14 protein-coding genes and 1 pseudogene are annotated in these 15,685 nt (G+C 70.7%); 8 read left to right on the top strand and 7 right to left on the bottom strand.

What is annotated here, in order from left to right:
- Positions 1–2 precede the first annotated feature (2 nt).
- Positions 3–554 (bottom strand): BlaI/MecI/CopY family transcriptional regulator, encoded by a 552-nt coding sequence (locus tag ACIQD6_RS28940; RefSeq protein ID WP_401887881.1) that lies wholly within the window; start codon positions 552–554, stop codon positions 3–5.
- Positions 555–677: 123 nt separating this feature from the next.
- Between ACIQD6_RS28940 and ACIQD6_RS28935 the strand changes: the two genes are divergently transcribed.
- Positions 678–1,253, top strand: coding sequence for a TerD family protein (locus tag ACIQD6_RS28935; protein ID WP_401887878.1), 576 nt, complete (start codon positions 678–680; stop codon positions 1,251–1,253).
- 129 nt (positions 1,254–1,382) lie between these two features.
- Here the strand turns inward: ACIQD6_RS28935 and ACIQD6_RS28930 are convergent, their stop codons facing one another.
- Both ACIQD6_RS28930 and ACIQD6_RS28925 read right to left on the bottom strand, forming a co-directional pair.
- Positions 1,383–2,687: a cation:proton antiporter gene (locus ACIQD6_RS28930; protein ID WP_401887876.1), complete on the bottom strand. Its 1,305-nt coding sequence runs from the start codon at positions 2,685–2,687 to the stop codon at positions 1,383–1,385.
- A 7-nt stretch (positions 2,688–2,694) separates the two neighbouring features.
- Positions 2,695–3,180 carry a cation:proton antiporter regulatory subunit gene (locus ACIQD6_RS28925; RefSeq protein ID WP_401887873.1) on the bottom strand — a complete coding sequence of 162 codons (486 nt, stop codon included), beginning with the start codon at positions 3,178–3,180 and terminating at the stop codon, positions 2,695–2,697.
- A 474-nt stretch (positions 3,181–3,654) separates the two neighbouring features.
- Here ACIQD6_RS28925 and ACIQD6_RS28920 point away from each other — a divergent pair.
- A pseudogene (locus ACIQD6_RS28920) lies at positions 3,655–3,888 on the top strand (response regulator transcription factor); the annotation flags it as partial.
- 129 nt (positions 3,889–4,017) lie between these two features.
- On the top strand, positions 4,018–4,908 hold the full coding sequence (locus ACIQD6_RS28915) for an ABC transporter substrate-binding protein (protein WP_401887870.1): 891 nt from the start codon (positions 4,018–4,020) through the stop codon (positions 4,906–4,908).
- A gap of 58 nt (positions 4,909–4,966) precedes the next feature.
- On the opposite strand, the gene ACIQD6_RS28910 is transcribed toward ACIQD6_RS28915, so the two are convergent.
- Both ACIQD6_RS28910 and ACIQD6_RS28905 read right to left on the bottom strand, forming a co-directional pair.
- Complete coding sequence (locus ACIQD6_RS28910; RefSeq protein ID WP_401887867.1) at positions 4,967–5,380, bottom strand: ATP-binding protein; 414 nt, start codon at positions 5,378–5,380, stop codon at positions 4,967–4,969.
- A 280-nt stretch (positions 5,381–5,660) separates the two neighbouring features.
- Complete coding sequence (locus ACIQD6_RS28905; RefSeq protein ID WP_401887864.1) at positions 5,661–5,807, bottom strand: hypothetical protein; 147 nt, start codon at positions 5,805–5,807, stop codon at positions 5,661–5,663.
- 301 nt (positions 5,808–6,108) lie between these two features.
- Here ACIQD6_RS28905 and ACIQD6_RS28900 point away from each other — a divergent pair, with 301 nt between their 5' ends.
- Both ACIQD6_RS28900 and ACIQD6_RS28895 read left to right on the top strand, forming a co-directional pair.
- Positions 6,109–6,603 (top strand): NUDIX domain-containing protein, encoded by a 495-nt coding sequence (locus ACIQD6_RS28900; protein WP_401887862.1) that lies wholly within the window; start codon positions 6,109–6,111, stop codon positions 6,601–6,603.
- A 121-nt stretch (positions 6,604–6,724) separates the two neighbouring features.
- Entirely contained in the window at positions 6,725–7,618 is an 894-nt protein-coding gene (locus ACIQD6_RS28895; RefSeq protein WP_401887859.1) for a glycoside hydrolase family 75 protein, read from the top strand.
- 56 nt (positions 7,619–7,674) lie between these two features.
- On the opposite strand, the gene ACIQD6_RS28890 is transcribed toward ACIQD6_RS28895, so the two are convergent.
- Together ACIQD6_RS28890 and ACIQD6_RS28885 are read right to left on the bottom strand one after the other, a co-directional pair.
- Positions 7,675–9,204, bottom strand: coding sequence for an amino acid permease (locus ACIQD6_RS28890; RefSeq protein WP_401887856.1), 1,530 nt, complete (start codon positions 9,202–9,204; stop codon positions 7,675–7,677).
- Positions 9,205–9,375: 171 nt separating this feature from the next.
- Positions 9,376–10,395, bottom strand: coding sequence for a hypothetical protein (locus tag ACIQD6_RS28885; RefSeq protein WP_401887854.1), 1,020 nt, complete (start codon positions 10,393–10,395; stop codon positions 9,376–9,378).
- 672 nt (positions 10,396–11,067) lie between these two features.
- Here ACIQD6_RS28885 and ACIQD6_RS28880 point away from each other — a divergent pair.
- The 3 genes from ACIQD6_RS28880 (at position 11,068) to ACIQD6_RS28870 (ending at position 15,511) form a co-directional block, all read left to right on the top strand.
- The gene (locus ACIQD6_RS28880; RefSeq protein WP_401887852.1) at positions 11,068–12,567 is read left to right on the top strand and encodes an FGGY family carbohydrate kinase; all 1,500 of its coding nucleotides are present in this window, start codon (positions 11,068–11,070) and stop codon (positions 12,565–12,567) included.
- 155 nt (positions 12,568–12,722) lie between these two features.
- On the top strand, positions 12,723–14,150 hold the full coding sequence (locus tag ACIQD6_RS28875; protein WP_401887850.1) for an FAD-dependent oxidoreductase: 1,428 nt from the start codon (positions 12,723–12,725) through the stop codon (positions 14,148–14,150).
- Positions 14,147–15,511 (top strand): FAD-dependent oxidoreductase, encoded by a 1,365-nt coding sequence (locus ACIQD6_RS28870; RefSeq protein ID WP_401887849.1) that lies wholly within the window; start codon positions 14,147–14,149, stop codon positions 15,509–15,511. Before ACIQD6_RS28875 ends, ACIQD6_RS28870 begins: the two co-directional genes overlap by 4 nt.
- Positions 15,512–15,685 lie beyond the last annotated feature (174 nt).

Genomic DNA, 15,685 nt, shown 5'->3' with positions numbered 1-15,685 from the left:
CGTCAGCCCTCCGTCCTGTCGGAGTCGTCGGAACCGCCCGCGATATCGAACCTGCCCACGTCGCCGGGCGTGTTCGCGTCGCCGGGCGGGTCCGCCTCCTCGGGCCCGTCTTCGGGCAGCCCGAGCAGATCGCGCAGCAGCCGTTCGTCGTCCGGGGAGAGAGTGGTGACGAAGCGGGCCAGTACGGCCTCGCGGTCCGTCTCCCCGTCCAGCACCTTGCGCATGCGCAGAGCGGCGAGCCCCGCCTCGTCGGACGACGCGCGCCATTCGAAGGAGCGGCCCGCCCGTTCCCGGGTGACCGCCCGCTTGGCCTGGAGCCGGGTCAGGATGGTCATCACCGTCGTGTACGCGAGACCGCCGCCGAGGCGTTCCTGCACCCAGGCCGCCGTGACGGGGCCCGGCGCCTGACTCAGCGCGGCGAGGACCTGGGCCTCCAGCTCGCCCTGGCCGCGTCGGCGGGGGCGCTCGTCCGGACTGCCGTGAACCCTCACGTTGTGTCCCTCACGGTGTGTCTCCCTCCAGCCGTGCCGCCTCAGCACGGGGCAGCCGTACATGCTACTGAGCCCGGCCTCCCCCGCGCTCGTTCCGCCGCCTCACCAGCGCTCTTCCCTCCACCTTCTACAGTGTTGTAGATTTTGATTCCGATCACCGATTCGGTTCAGCTCAGGAGGAGCAGCGTGGGAGTTTCCCTGTCCAAAGGCGGCAATGTCTCGCTCAGCAAGGAGGCACCTGGACTGACGGCTGTCCTTGTCGGCCTCGGCTGGGACGTCCGGACGACGACCGGCACCGACTACGACCTCGACGCCAGCGCCCTGCTCTGTGACGAGTCCGGCAAGGTCGGCTCGGACCAGCACTTCATCTTCTACAACAACCTCACCAGCCCGGACGGCTCCGTGGAGCACACCGGCGACAACCTCACGGGCGAGGGCGAGGGCGACGACGAGGTCGTCAAGGTGAATCTGGCGGGCGTGCCGGCCGAGGTCGCCAAGATCGTCTTCCCGGTCTCGATCCATGACGCCGAGAACCGCGGCCAGAGCTTCGGCCAGGTGCGTAACGCCTATATCCGCGTGGTCAACCAGGCCGGCGGCGCCGAACTGGCCCGCTACGACCTGAGCGAGGACGCGGCCACCGAGACCGCGATGGTCTTCGGGGAGCTGTACCGCAACGGCGCGGAGTGGAAGTTCCGCGCGGTCGGCCAGGGATACGCCGCCGGACTCGCCGGGATCGCGTCGGACTTCGGCGTCGGGGTCTGACGCCGGACCGGAAACGGAACCCGGACCAGCAGGGGCACAGGACGCCGGGCGCGCGTCCTGTGCCCCTTTTGCCGTCCCTGATGGCTCGTGCAGCGGGAGGGATCCCGCCCGCTCGCCCGTGAGGGCCGCTCAACCGTGAGAGGGCGCCGTGCCCTTCGGTTCCGCCACGGGCGTCGCGGGCGTCTCGGACACCTCGGACGACGCCGAGTCGCCCACAGCCGGTACCGCGGGCTCGGAAGCCGTACCGGAACCGGCGGCAGAGCCGGACGCGGGAGCGGAGGCGGAGCGCCGGAAGATCCGCCGGGCCAGGGGCTCGGTCCAGCGGGCTGCCAGCGGGCCGAGGATCACCAGTATGAGGACGTACGCGGTGGCCAGCGGCCCGACCCGCGGCTCCACACCGACCGCCAGACCCGCGATGACGATGGAGAACTCGCCGCGCGCCACCAGCGTGCCGCCGGTACGCCAGCGGCCGGCCGTCCTGACTCCGGCCCGTTTCGCCGCGTACCAGCCGGTGCCGATCTTCGTCAGGGTGGTGACGGCGGCCAGGATGAGGGCCGGTACCAGGACCGGCGGAATGGCCGCCGGATCGGTGCTCAGGCCGAAGAAGACGAAGAAGACGGCGGCGAACAGGTCACGCAACGGGGCGAGCAGGTTGTGCGCGCCTTCGGCGACCTCGCCCGAGAGCGCGATACCGACGAGGAACGCGCCGACGGCCGCGGAGACCTGGAGTTCCTGGGCGACTCCGGCGACCAGGACCGTGAGGCCGAGGACGACGAGGAGCAGCATCTCCGGGTTGTCGGACGAGACCGCGCGGCTGATCAGCCGGCCGTGGCGCAGGGCCAGATAGAGGACCGCGCCGACCGTACCGAGCGAGATCAGCAGCGTGAGGCTGCCGCCCGCCAGGCTGAGACCGGCGAGCAGGGCCGTGAGCAGCGGCAGATAGACCGCCATGGCGAGGTCTTCGATGACCAGAACGCCGAGAATGACCGGCGTTTCACGGTTGCCGAGCCGGCCGAGGTCACCGAGGACCTTGGCGATCACACCGGAGGAGGAGATCCAGGTGACACCGGCCAGGGCCACCGCGGCGACCGGCCCCCAGCCCAGGATCAGCGCGGCGGCGGCGCCCGGCACGGCGTTCAGTACGAAGTCGACGATGCCGGAGGGGTACTGGGTCTTGAGGTTGGTGACGAGTTCGGAGGCGCTGTATTCCAGCCCCAGCAGGAGCAGCAGCAGAATGACGCCGATCTCGGCGCCGGTGGCGATGAACTCCTCACTGGCGTTGAGCGGAATCAAGCCGCCATGGCCGAAGGCGAGCCCGGCGAGCAGGTAGAGCGGAATGGCGGAGAAACCCACTCGACCGGCGAGCCGGCCGAGTATCCCGAGGCCCAGGATGATGGCGCCGAGTTCGATGAGCAGTGCGGTGGTCTCGTGCACGGGACCCTTATCCTCCGGTGATCAGTTCGGCGACGGCGTCCACGCCCTCCCGGGTACCCACGACGACGAGGGTGTCTCCCAGGGCGAAGCGGAAGTCCGGGGTGGGCGAGGGGAATGCGTCGGTGCGGCGCAGGACGGCGACGATGGAGGCGCCGGTACGGCTGCGCACCTGGGTGGCGCCCAGCGTCCTGCCCACGTACGGGGACCGCTTGGTGACCGGGATGTGCTCGGTGAGCAGATCGATCTCAAGATGCTGGTGCAGATGCGCGACGGGGTCGGGCGTCAGGAGCTTGGAGAGGGCGGTCGCCTCGTGCGGGTCGAGGGCCGCGGCCTCCTTGCAGTTGTCGTCGTCCTCGGGATCGTGGAAGGCGAGAATGCGCCGCCCGTCCTGGTGCACGACGACCGACAGATGCTTTCCCGCCTCGGTGTTGAGGTCGTAGCGGGTACCGACCCCTGGCAGGGTGGTCTTGCTGACGTGAGCTGTGGGCTCCATAGGAAACGGCTCCATGCGGGCGTGGCGTGAGGGAATGCGGGCATGAGGGCCCCTGGGCGCGCGGCAGGCCGGACGCACCGCCCACCGCCGGACAGGGATTCTGCGTCACGCGCCGCGGGGCAGCACCGGTAAGGGCACCCGCGACGGGACTGACGCCGCGTCAGTCGGCCGCGCGCGGGGAATCGACAGGGGTGCGCGCATATGGAACCGCCCCCTCAGACCCGCGTATTCGGCCGACCGCCCAGCATCTCGGTAATGGGTACCCCATCGCTCAAGAGAGCGCTGGTCACCCGAAAACCATTTTAACGTAAAATAAAATGTGCTTTTTGCCCTTTATGAAATGAAGGCGGTCATTCAATCCGTAGTGGTCTGCCCCCGGCCGGAGGCAGACCACCGGCCCCGGTCGGCATCGAAGAGATGTCCGGCCGCCCCTGCCAGCACCAGTCCGCCCGCGATGAGCAGCCCATGGCCGATCTCGACCGGGTACGGCAGGGCGACAGCATCCCGGACAACGCCGTCACGCCCCGCGAGGAGGAGATCCTCAAGTTGGTGACCGAGGGGCACACTTCGAAGCAGATCGCCGGCATCCTGCTCATCAGCGCGAAGACCGTCGAACGCCATCGCGCCAACCTCTTGCAGAAACTCGGCCTGCGGGACCGTCTTGAGCTCACCCGCTATGCGATCAGAGCAGGTCTTATCGAACCGTAGGGCGTGAAATGCGCACCATAAGAGTCCGCGCGCCCCGTGTTGGGCATGGAGTCGGTGGCACCTGCACGAACCCGCGTACGAGTGCCGCGCACAAAACACCGCACCAACACGAGCGGAACGAGGCGAGACATGAACCCGAGCAACAGCTGGGAGTTCACCGACGACCGCGGCCAACTGGCCGTGTCACGACGCCACCCGGCCCGGGTGGTGGCCTACATACAGGCGGGCGCGACGCTGTGGGACCACGGTCTGCGTCCGCTGGGAATCTTCGGTTCCCATCATGACGGGGACGCCCCCGACCCGGCGAAGGCGGGCGAGCTTCCCCTCGCCGACCTGCGCTCCTTCGGCGCGGGCAGCGCCCTGGACCTCGATGGTCTCTACGCGGCCGAGCCGGATCTGGTGGTCGCCGTCAGCTACGGCGGCGGGCAGGTGTACGGCATCGACCCGGAGGCGGCCAAGCATCTGGAGGAGCGGCTGCCCGTCGTCGTCCTCGACGTGGGGAAGGACCGGTCACTCGACGGCATCAGGGACCGGTTCACGGCGCTGGCCGCCTCTCTGCGTTCGCCGCTCCAGCCGACCACGACGGAACTGGAGCGCGCTCAGGCCCGGCTGCGTACGTCGGCGGCGCGGCCCGACGCGCCCCGGGTACTGGCTCTTTCGGCGGCCGGACCGGAGACCGTACATCTGGCCCGGCCACTGAACTGGCCCGATCTGCGGGCGCTCAGCGGGCTGGGGGTGGGACTCATCGATCCCGAGGAGGGCTCCGGGTCCAACTGGCGTACGGTCGAATGGTCCGTGGCCGCCGCCTTCGAACCGGACATCGTGCTCACCGACGTACGCGCGAACGCGACGCCGCGCGAGCAGCTCCAGGGCAACGCGCACTGGCGTGCCATCGAGGAGCGGGCGCGGTTCGTGGCGTGGAATCCGGAGACCCCGGGCAGCCACCACGCGCACGCCCGGTATTTCAACACCGTCGCTGATGCCATCGACGGAGCCACGCGGGACACCCAGGCGCTCTAGCCGGGTACGGAGGAGCGCGGGCGGGGGCGTCGCTCTTACCTGAACAGGCGGGCTCGCCTCAACAGGCGAGGATCGCTTGTACGGTCTTGCCCCCGCCCGGGCTTCCGAGCACGGAGAACCGGCGCGAGAGTTCACGGACCATCGCGATTCCCCTGCCGCCCTCGGACAGGATGTCCGGTTGACGCAGTCGCGGCTGTACGGGGCTGTGGTCATGGACTTCGACGGTCACCTGTCCGCTCGCCACGCTCAGTTGCAGCCGACAGCAGCCGTGTCCGTGGCGGGTGGCGTTGGTGACCAGTTCGGAGACGACCAGCGTCGCGTCCTCCACCTGGTCCGCGGACACCCGTTCACCGCAGCCGCGGTTGAGGTAGGCGGCCGTCAAATGCCTCGCCCAGCGGGCAGAGGTCTCCGACCGCGGCAGAATGTACGTGGCGCGTGCGGAACGCCGCCGGGCGTGCTCATACGCACGCATGGAAATCACTCCCTCCGTCAAGGACCGGCACCCGCTCCGGACGGGCCGACCGCCGGATGGTTCCTGTACAAGGTTCCCGTACAGCGACCGGTCCGTCCGCTGTCTTCTGCTGGTGCCCGGTTATGTGATCGACAATCCTGAATCATGGCCTAAGCATCACAATGTGAGATGAGCCGACGCGAGACGTAGCCGCGCCTCGGCGACGCCCCTCATGACGGGCGGTCCGGGCGGCGAGGCCTTGGCGTGAGAGCCGGTCCTGCGGCCCCGTCCCCCCGTCCACTCAGCGCCTTCCGCGCAGCTTGCCGAGCAGCCGGCGGGCCTGAGCACGCTTCCTCGGATCGGCGGAGGCCTGCCGTACCTGCTGCGTCACTCGCCGCCCCTGCGGACTGCGGGCGAACTGTTTGATGCGCTCGATCATTCCGGGCATGTCATCTCCTGCGCTTCGAGAGCCAAGGCGGTCTTCGACCGTCTACCCGGTGACGGCGCGGCAACGCCTGGCTCAGGACCCGGCCGACGGCCGGTCGCCCCCGGACAGCGCAACGACTCCTACGGTCGGACCAGCAGCTCACTCGATCTGACCGGCAGCGTCACTCCAAAGCTCCGGCGTGTCATTCCACACCGACGCCCCGGTGGCCTCGGCACGAGCTGGAACCGACCGGGCCGAGGACGGCGTACACCCCCCGGCCCACGAATGGCGACGCGATCTGCCCGCGCACAGACTTGACCGCATGTCGGGCAAACGAAGCGCGGGCCTTCTCCTGTACCGGGTCACGGACACGGGCGCCGACGTGCTTCTCGGGCACATGGGCGGGCCGTTCTGGTCGGGCCGTGATGCCGGTGCCTGGTCGGTCCCCAAAGGGGAGTACGGCCCGGAGGAGCAGCCGGAGGCCGCCGCCCGCCGGGAGTTCCAGGAGGAGCTGGGTCTGGTGCCGCCGGAGGGACCGTGGATCCCGCTCGGCGATTCCCGCCAGCGGGGCGGCAAGACGGTCACCGTGTGGGCCGTCGAGGGAGATCTCGACCCGGCACAGGCGGTGCCCGGCACCTTCACCATGGAATGGCCGAGAGGATCGGGAGTCCTGCGCGAGTTCCCCGAGCTGGACCGGTTCGTCTGGTTCCCGCTGGCAGACGCCGTGGAACCGCTGGTGACAGGGCAACGGGTGTTCCTCGAACGGCTGGGCCGGTGCATAGGCGACGGCCACCGGCTGTCTCCGCCCAGCCACTGACGTCGGTTTCGTAAGCCTCTCTCCGAGCCCCGCATCTGTCCCCGGAGCCGCTCAGTCCCGCCGTCACGCCCGTCCGCCGTCCCGCCGTCCCGCCGTCCCGCCCAGGAAAGGCGTCACCTTCGTGCACCCTCGCACCCCCGCCTGCGTCGCCGTCGGTACGGCGATGCTGGCCGCTGTCGTCGTCATCCCGTCCTTGACCGACCCCCCGGAAGCCCCGCCCACCGCCGCACCGCCTCTCGACGCGTCGCCCGTCGAGCCGGCGCCCACCGGGTTTCCGCCCATCTCCCTGCCACCGGACGCGGGTGGCGCGGCAGGACCACCTGCCGGAAGGGAGCAGCCGGCCAAGCGCGCGGTGTCCCCCGGGCCCGGCAGCCCCACTGAGCCTGCCGAGCCCGCGGACTCCGCCGACTCCGCCGACTCGGTCAAGGAGGGCCCGGTCAGCGCGGCGGCTCTGCTCGCCAAGGCCGGCCGCTGCGACCAGATCTCGAAGGGCAACTACCGCGCCGACGACGACAGTCCCGCCTCGATCCCCATCTGCGACGCGAAGGGCGCCGTGTTCTGGAAGGCCGATCTGGACATCGACTGCGACGGCCAGGTCACGGCACGGTGCAACAGCCGGTCCGATCCCTACTTCCAAGACACGACCGCCTATACGCGGTCCGACGGCAGCCCGCTCAATGCCGAGGAACTGCCGTACATCGTCGTACCGACTCCGAGCCAGATCTGGAACTACCGCTCGTCAGGCATCCGGGGCGGCTCGGTCGCGGCCGTCATCCACGGTGACAAGGTGCGGTACGCCGTCGTCGGCGACACCGGACCGCCCGGGATCATCGGGGAGGCGTCGTACGCGGCGGCCCGGGGACTGGGGATCCTCACCGACCCCGCGGGCGGCGGTGCGAGTTCGGGGGTGACGTACGTCCTCTTCAAGAACTCGAAGGTCTCCCCCCTCGAAGACCAGCACGCCACCGCCCGGCTCGGCGCCGAACTGGCGAAGAAGTTCCTCAAGGAGAACTGAACAGGCGGGGGCCGGCTCTCGGGCCGGTCCCCGCCATCACGTACACGGGAGGGGCACTAGACAATGCTGTCGGCGATCTCCGACTGTTCGCGAGCGTTGCCGTACGCCTGTGGGGTGCTGTACGAGCCACGGGCCAGGTACCACCACACGGTTGCCAGGACCAGCACCACGGCCAGGGCGATCACCGCGTAGTTCATCGAGTCGACGGTCACCGGGTTCGACTGGGGCAGGCAGAAGAGCACGGTCACCAGAGCCACCCACACCACGGCGATCCAGCCGATCGGCTTGCTCCAGCGGCCCAGGCTCCACGGCCCCGGCTGGAAGCGGCCGCCGGCGCGCAGCTTCAGGTAGATGGGAATGGCGTACGCCGGAGTGATGCCGATGACGTTGATCGCCGTCACCGCGCCGTACGCCGTCGCGGAGTACAGGGACGGTACGGCCAGCAGGCCCGCGACGATCACCGACAGCCAGACCGCGGGAACGGGTGTCTGCGTACGTCGGCTGACGCGCCGCCACAGCGCCGAGCCCGGCAGGGCGTTGTCCCGGCTGAAGGCGAACACCATCCGGCTGGCTGCGGCGACCTCGGCGTTGCCGCAGAACAGCTGGGCCACGATCACGAGCAGCAGCAGCGCCGTGGCCCCGCTGGTGCCGAGAGCGTCGATCAGGATCTGCGCGGGCGGCACGCCGGTGGCGCTGTTCTGGGCGCCCGCGTAGTCCTGGATCGCGAACGTGATGCCGATCAGCAGGGCGAAGCCGGCGATCCAGGAGACCCAGATGGCCCGGACGATGCCGCGCGCGGCCGTGACCGACGCGTTCGAGGTCTCCTCCGAGAGATGCGCCGAGGCGTCGTAGCCGCAGAAGGTGTACTGCGCGAGCAGCAGACCGATGGCCGCCACATAGAGCGGGTTCTGCCAGCCGGTGTCATTGACGAACTCGGTGAAGACGAACGAGGGCGACTGGTGGTGATCGGGGACGATCGCCAGGGCGCCGACGATGACAGCGACACCGATCAGATGCCACCACACACTGATCGAGTTGAGCACACTGACCAGCCTCACACCGAACAGGTTCAGTAGGGCGTGCAGCAGCAGGATGCACATGAAGATGACAAAGGTCGAGCCGGGGGTGGGCTCGAAGCCGAACTGGAGATTCAGGAAGGCCCCGGTGAACAGGGCCGCGCCGTAGTCGATACCGGCGATCGCGCCCAGCAGCCCCAGCAGGTTGAGCCAGCCGGTGTACCAGCCCCACTTGCGGCCACCCAGCCGGTCCGCCATGTAGTAAAGAGCGCCGGAGGTCGGGTAAGCGCTCGTGACCTCGGCCAGCGCCATGCCGACGCAGAGCACGAACAGGCCGACGCCCACCCAGCCCCAGAGCATCACGGAGGGGCCGCCGGTGCCCATGCCGAAGCCGTACAGGGTCATGCATCCGGAGAGTACGGAGATGACCGAGAAGCTGATGGCGAAGTTGCCGAAGCCTCCCATACGGCGGGCGAGGACCGGCTGGTAGCCCAGCTCACGAAGCCTCTGCTCTTCATCCTTCTGCGGCCCGAGATCGGGCTTCGACCAGGCCGGTGGGGAAACGGACATGGCGGTACCTCCGGTAGAGAAACCAATACGGCGATAGAAGGGGACGGAAGTGGTGCGGTTGAGCGGACACGGGGTGCGCGCCGCGGGGGACGGTGCGGGTGGCGCGTGGTGCGGGCAGTGCGCGGGACTCCGGAAGAGCGGGACGGCGGGGCAGCGGGCCGACAGGACCACTCAGCCGGACGAACCCCTCGACGAACCCCGCCTCCGCTCGTCACGGACGCTCAGACAGCGGGTCCGGGCGCGGAGGAACACCTCCTCGGCCTGTGCGGCGTCGCCGGGGCTGCGCGTACGGTATGTCCACGGCACGGTGGCGTAGTACGGTCCCAGCGCCTCGAACACCCGGGCCGCTTCGGCGAATCGGAGCGATCCCCACAAAGCGTGCGCCAGATGGTTGAGGTCGAGCAGCGATGCCTCCGGGAGAGCCGTCCGGTCGAACCACAGGCCCAGGGCCCGCAGCGCGTCCCGTGTGGCGTCCTCCGTGACCCAGTGGAGGTCAAGCGCCTTCTTGTGCCCGTTCTCCCGGCGGTAGCGCTCCACCCTGACGAACAGCGGCAGAACGTGCAGCGCCGAGCCCACCGGCGCCGAAGAGGCAGCCCACTGAACGAAATTGAACGCTTCGGACACCGACCCGTCGGTCCGTCGCGCGTACACGAACTGGAGCATGCGGTGGTGGGCCTCGCGGTTGTACGGATCCCGCTTGTCGGCCTCGGCCAGCAGGGCCCAGGGGCCGGGGAACAGCATCGGTCCCGGCGGAGGCAGCCGGTGTTCCTCCAGCCGCTGCCGGTCGTCGAGTTGGGCCAGTGCGAGCAGGCACACCCAGGGCACGGGGTCGTCGGGTGCGTGGCGTGCGGCGTCACCACACGCCTCCCACGCCTGCTGCCACAGTTCCTGGGTGCGCGCGTGGCCTTCGCGGTGGGCCCGCAGGGCGCGCTCCACCATCACGCGGGTGTGCATCACGATCGCGGCGACGCTCCGGGGCTCCTCGGCACGCCATGCCTGGACGGCGTCGGAGCCGGCGGCCACGGTCGCCAGTACCTGGGTCCGCTGGGTCCACATCGTCCAGTCGAGCGTCTCGGCGAGGAGGTTGCGCATCGAGAGCCAGCGCCCGGTACGCAGATCCTGTACCGCGGCGCGCAACTCGTTGTCATGGCCTGCCGGGTGATAGACCGGGCGAGAGCGTTCGGCAGCCATCAGCTCGACTCCGTCCACGCGTGCGACGACCGGGCGCACAGGGGCCGGACGGGAGAAGCTAGCACCGGTCTCCGGCCCCCGCCCCCGGTGGCCCCAGGACTCGACGGTGACAGGTGCTCCCGTACTCCGGACACCCGGACGCCGAGGGCGTCGCGGCCTTCCCGCCTGTCGCGGGCATCCTGCGGGCCGTACTCAACCGGGCGCAACCGGAGTTGCGCCCGGGCGAAGACATGGTCGTCATAGATCCTCTAGGACGGTGAGGGTGAGGTGATCCGGTTTGCCACGAAGGCACGGGCCTGCCGTGCCCACGGACAAGGACGAACTGGTCGAGGGCACCCTGTCGCTGCTCGGCGATCAGTGTAGGGGCCTGAACAGTCAGGCTCGAACACTTTGCTGATCTTTCGCAACTCTCTGTTGATCAAATGGAGTTAGGCGACGAACCTCGCACGGACTCACTCATCCTTTCCAGGAGGAACCGGGCGGCACCCTCCGTCATCCGGCGTTCGCAGACGGCTCCGAGAGCCCTTGACGCCCGCCCTCACCTGCACCACGCTTTCGCACAGCGATCACCCACGCCGAGACAAACCCACACGACTGCCCCGCACGACCGACCCCCGCGACCGACCCTTGCGACAAACCGCCGCGACCGACTCTGCGACCGAAGAACGGGACATGCCGCCTGCCCAGTACACGCAACACGCCTCCGCCCGCTCGGCCGGCCGGCCCGTGCTCGCCATCGACCAGGGCACCTCGTCGACCAAGGCGCTGGTCATCTGTCCCGAACGCGGGGTGATCGGCACGGGAGCGGCCCCGGCACCTCCCCGCTACGGCGCCGACGGGCTGGCGGAGGTCGATCCGGCCGTCCTGCTCGCCTCCGTACTCGACGCCGGACGCCAGGCCGTCGCCGACGCCGCCGAACCGGTCGCGGCTGTCGGCCTCGCCAACCAGGGTGAAACCGTGCTCGCCTGGGATCCCGCCACGGGTGCTCCGCTCACCGACGCGATCGGGTGGCAGGACCGGCGCGCCGAGCCGCTCTGCGCCGGCCTCGCCCCGTACGACGAGCAGTTGAGGCGGCTGACCGGGCTCCCCGTCGACCCCTACTTCGCCGCGCCCAAGATGGCGTGGATCCGGCGCGAGCTGACCCGCGAGGGCGTGGTCACCACCAGCGACTCCTGGCTGGTCCACCGGCTGACCGGCGGCGCGTTCGTCACCGACGCCGCGACCGCGGGACGCACCCAGCTGCTGGACCTCGACCGTGTCGACTGGTCACCGGCGGCCCTGGAGATCTTCGGGCTGTCCGACGAGGAGCTGCCCCGCATCGTCGACGCGGCGGGCCCGGTCGGCGCCACCACCGCCTTCGGCGGCGAGATCCCGCTGACCGGCCTGCTCGTCGACCAGCAGGCCGCGCTGTTCGCGCAGGACGTGACCGAACCGGGATCGGCCAAGTGCACCTACGGTACGGGGGCGTTCCTGCTCGCCCAGACCGGCGACCGCCCGCGCCGGGGAACGAGCGGACTGGTCAGCTGTGTCGCCTGGCGGCTCGGCGGACGTACGAGCTACTGCCTCGACGGACAGGTCTACACGGCGGCTTCGGCCGTACGCTGGCTCACCGGTCTCGGGGTGATCTCCGGGGCCGCCGATCTCGATCCGGTCGGCTCGTCCGTACCGGACAGCGGTGGCGTCACGTTCGTCCCGGCGCTGGCCGGACTGGCCGCGCCGTGGTGGCGCACCGATCTGCGTGGCTCGGTGACCGGCCTGGGGCTGGACACCGGAGCCGGGCATCTGGTGCGCGCGCTGGTCGAGGGTATCGCCGCCCAGGTGGTGGAGCTCGCCGACGCGGTGGCGACCGATCTCGGCACGCCGCTGACCGGCCTGCGGGTGGACGGCGGGCTGACCCGGTCGGCGCTGCTGATGCAGACCCAGGCCGACCTGCTGCAACGCCCCGTGGAGGTATCGGCGTTGCCCGACGCCACAGCGCTGGGCGTGGGCGCCCTCGCGCGTCTCGGGCTCGATCCGGAGCTGACGACCGCGGGGGTGATCCCGGAGTGGAAACCCTCCGCGGTCTACGAACCGCGGATCGGCGCGGCCGAGGCGGCCGACCGTCTGGGCGTCTTCCGCTCCGCGGTGGCCACGCTGCTCGACCGTACTCCCCCGCCCACCGCCGGGCGTTGAGAGCGGTCCCGAGGCCGGAGCACCCCGGGCCTGGACCCACTCTCGGCGACCCCCCACCTGAAACCGGACCCGAAACCGGGACCTGAAACCGGGACCTGAAATCCGGACCTGAAAGCCGGACCCGAAACCGGACGTGGACCTGAACCTGGAGCCCCATGACTGTCACGACCTCGGGAACCCTGCCGGACGAGGTGTACGACGTCGTCGTCATCGGCGCCGGAGTGGTCGGTACGGCCATCGCCCGCGAGCTGACCCGCTACCCGCTGCGTGTCGCGCTGGTGGAGGCGTCCGACGACGTCGGCGACGGTACGTCGAAGGCCAACACGGCGATCCTGCACACCGGTTTCGACGCCGTGCCCGGTTCGCTGGAGTCCCGGCTGGTACGCGACGGGCAGCGGCGGCTGTCGGCCTACGCGGCACGTAGCGGTATCCCGGTCGAACCGCTCGGCGCCCTGCTCGTCGCCTGGGACGACGAGCAACTGGCCGCCCTGCCACGGCTGGTGGAGAAGGCCGAGCGCAACGAGTACCACGAGACGCGCGTCATCGGCCCCGACGAGCTGTACGCCCGCGAGCCCTCTCTCGGCCCCGGCGCGCTGGGCGCGCTCGACGTCCCCGGCGAGAGCATCATCTGTCCGTGGACGACGACCCTCGCGTACGCCACCCAGGCCGTGCGGGAAGGGACCGCTCTGCATCTCAACTGCCGGGTGGAGAGCGTCACCAGCGGGTCCCCGCGTGAACTGATCACCACGCGCGGCCCGTTGCGTACGCGTACGCTCGTCAACGCGGCCGGCCTGTACGCCGACGAGATCGACCGCGCACTCGGCCACGCCGACTTCACGGTGACTCCGCGACGCGGGCAGCTCATGGTCTTCGACAAGCTCGCCCGTGGCCTGGTCCGGCACATCCTGCTGCCGGTACCCACCGCGCTCGGCAAGGGCGTACTGGTGGCACCGACGGTGTACGGCAATGTGATGCTCGGCCCGACCGCCGAGGACCTGGCGGACAAAGGGGCCACCGGCTCCTCCGCCGAAGGGCTCGCCTTCCTCCGGGAGAAGGGCGGGCGGATCCTGCCGGAACTGCTGGAAGAAGAGGTCACCGCCGTCTACGCCGGGCTGCGTGCCGCCACCGAGGACGACGACTACCGGATCCGCTGCCATCCCGGGCAGCGGTACGTCACGGTGGGCGGCATCCGTTCCACCGGCCTGACGGCGTCGATGGCGATCGCCGCCCATGTCGTGGAGCTGCTGGCCGGCACGGGCCAGGATCTGGGGACACCGCGAGAACTTGCCCCCGTGACGATGCCGAACATCGGGGAGGCGTTCCCCCGTCCCTATCAGCGCGCCGACCTGATCGCGTCGGATCCCGAGTACGGACGGATCGTGTGCCACTGCGAACGCGTCTCACGCGGGGAGATCCGCGACGCCCTCGCCGGCATCGTCCCGCCCGGCTCGCTCGACGGGCTGCGACGCCGTACCCGTGCGCGGGGCGGCCGGTGCCAGGGCTTCTACTGCGGAGCCGCCGTACGCGCGCTGTTCGCTCCGGACGGCGACGAACCATCCCTGCGGCCGGAGGTCGGATCATGAGCGCGACAACGAACCGGGGCGTTCCGTCGGCCCCCGAGCCCGGCCGGCGGCGGCGTACGGTCGATGTGCTGGTGATCGGCGCGGGTCCGGCCGGGCTGGCCGCAGCTGCCCGGCTGTCCGCCGCGGGCGCCGGTACGGTCGAAGTCGTCGACCGCGAGGAGCAGGCCGGGGGTGTCCCACGGCACTGCTACCACGCCGGATTCGGGCTGCGCGAGCTACGGCGGCCGATGAGCGGCCCCGCGTACGCCCGCCACTGGTGCGACCTGGCGACCGGGGCCGGAGCCGTCCTGCGCACGGGGGTCTCCGTCACCGGCTGGGCGGGGCAGCACGAGCCGATGGGCCCGTTCCGTCACGAAGACGCGCCCCTCGGCCGTCAGGACACGCCCGACGCCCCGACCCGGCTCGCCGTGGACACCACCGCCCCGGACGGGCTGGAGCGCCTCACGGCCGGGGCGGTCGTCCTCGCCACCGGTGCGCGCGAACGCCCGCGCAGCGCACGGCTGGTGCCGGGCACCCGGCCGGCCGGTGTGTTCACCACCGGCGAGCTCCAGCGGTCCGTCCATCCGCACCATCAGCGGATCGGACTGCGGGCCGTCGTCGTCGGCGCCGAGCCCGTCAGCTATTCCGCCGTACGGACCCTGCGGAGCGCGGGGGTCGAGGTCGCCGCGATGATCACCGACCAACCGCGTCACCAGACCTCCTGGGCATCGGGGCTCGACGCCCGGCTGCACCGCCGGATCCCCCTCCTCACCGGCACGACGGTCGCCGGACTGCTCGGCCGGGGCCGCCTCCGCGGTGTCGCGCTCCGGCACACCGACGGCAGGACGACGACCGTCGCCTGCGACACGGTCGTCTTCACCGGTGACTGGATCCCCGACCACGAACTGGCCAGGCGGGGCGGGATCGCCCTGGACCGGGGCACCCGGGGCCCGGCGGTCGACACATCGTTCCGTACGGCCGCGCCCGGGGTCTTCGCCGTCGGCAACCTGCTGCACGCCGTCGAGCCCGCCGGCACCGCCGCCCGGGAGGGCCAACTCGTCGCGGGCCCGGTGCTCCGGTATCTGGCGGACGGCGCCTGGCCGGGCGGACAGGTGCCGGTGGAGGTGGCCGCGCCGCTGCGATGGGTCGCGCCGAACCGTATCGATCCGCACGGCCCCCGGCCGCCCCTGGGCCGGTTCACACTGCGTACGGCGGAACCGGCGGGCCGGCTGTCCGTCCTGGTCATAAGCCAGGGCGGGCGGGTGCTGCACCGGGAGCGGCTGCTCCGGGGCGCGGTACCCAACCGGCCGTTGTACGCCTCCGCCGACTGGATCGACCGGGCCGACCCCGGCGGAGGGCCTGTCGTGATCACCACCGGCTGAGCGTGATCACCTCTGCCCTTGATCACCTCTGCCCCTGATCACCACCGGCTGAGCGTGTCCCGGCCCGGTCGGGTCGCTCACGCCCCGGACAGGCGGCCACCGCCCGTGATCCAGGCCGGAAAAGTATGGCCCCACCGGCGAAGGGGGGGTGCGCCGGTGGGGCCGAGGAGCTCG

This window comes from Streptomyces sp. NPDC088400 (assembly GCF_044753355.1).
Classification (GTDB): Bacteria; Actinomycetota; Actinomycetes; order Streptomycetales; family Streptomycetaceae; genus Streptomyces.
The sequence above is the reverse complement of the archived record's forward strand: the minus strand, read 5'-3'. Positions and strand labels throughout refer to the sequence as shown.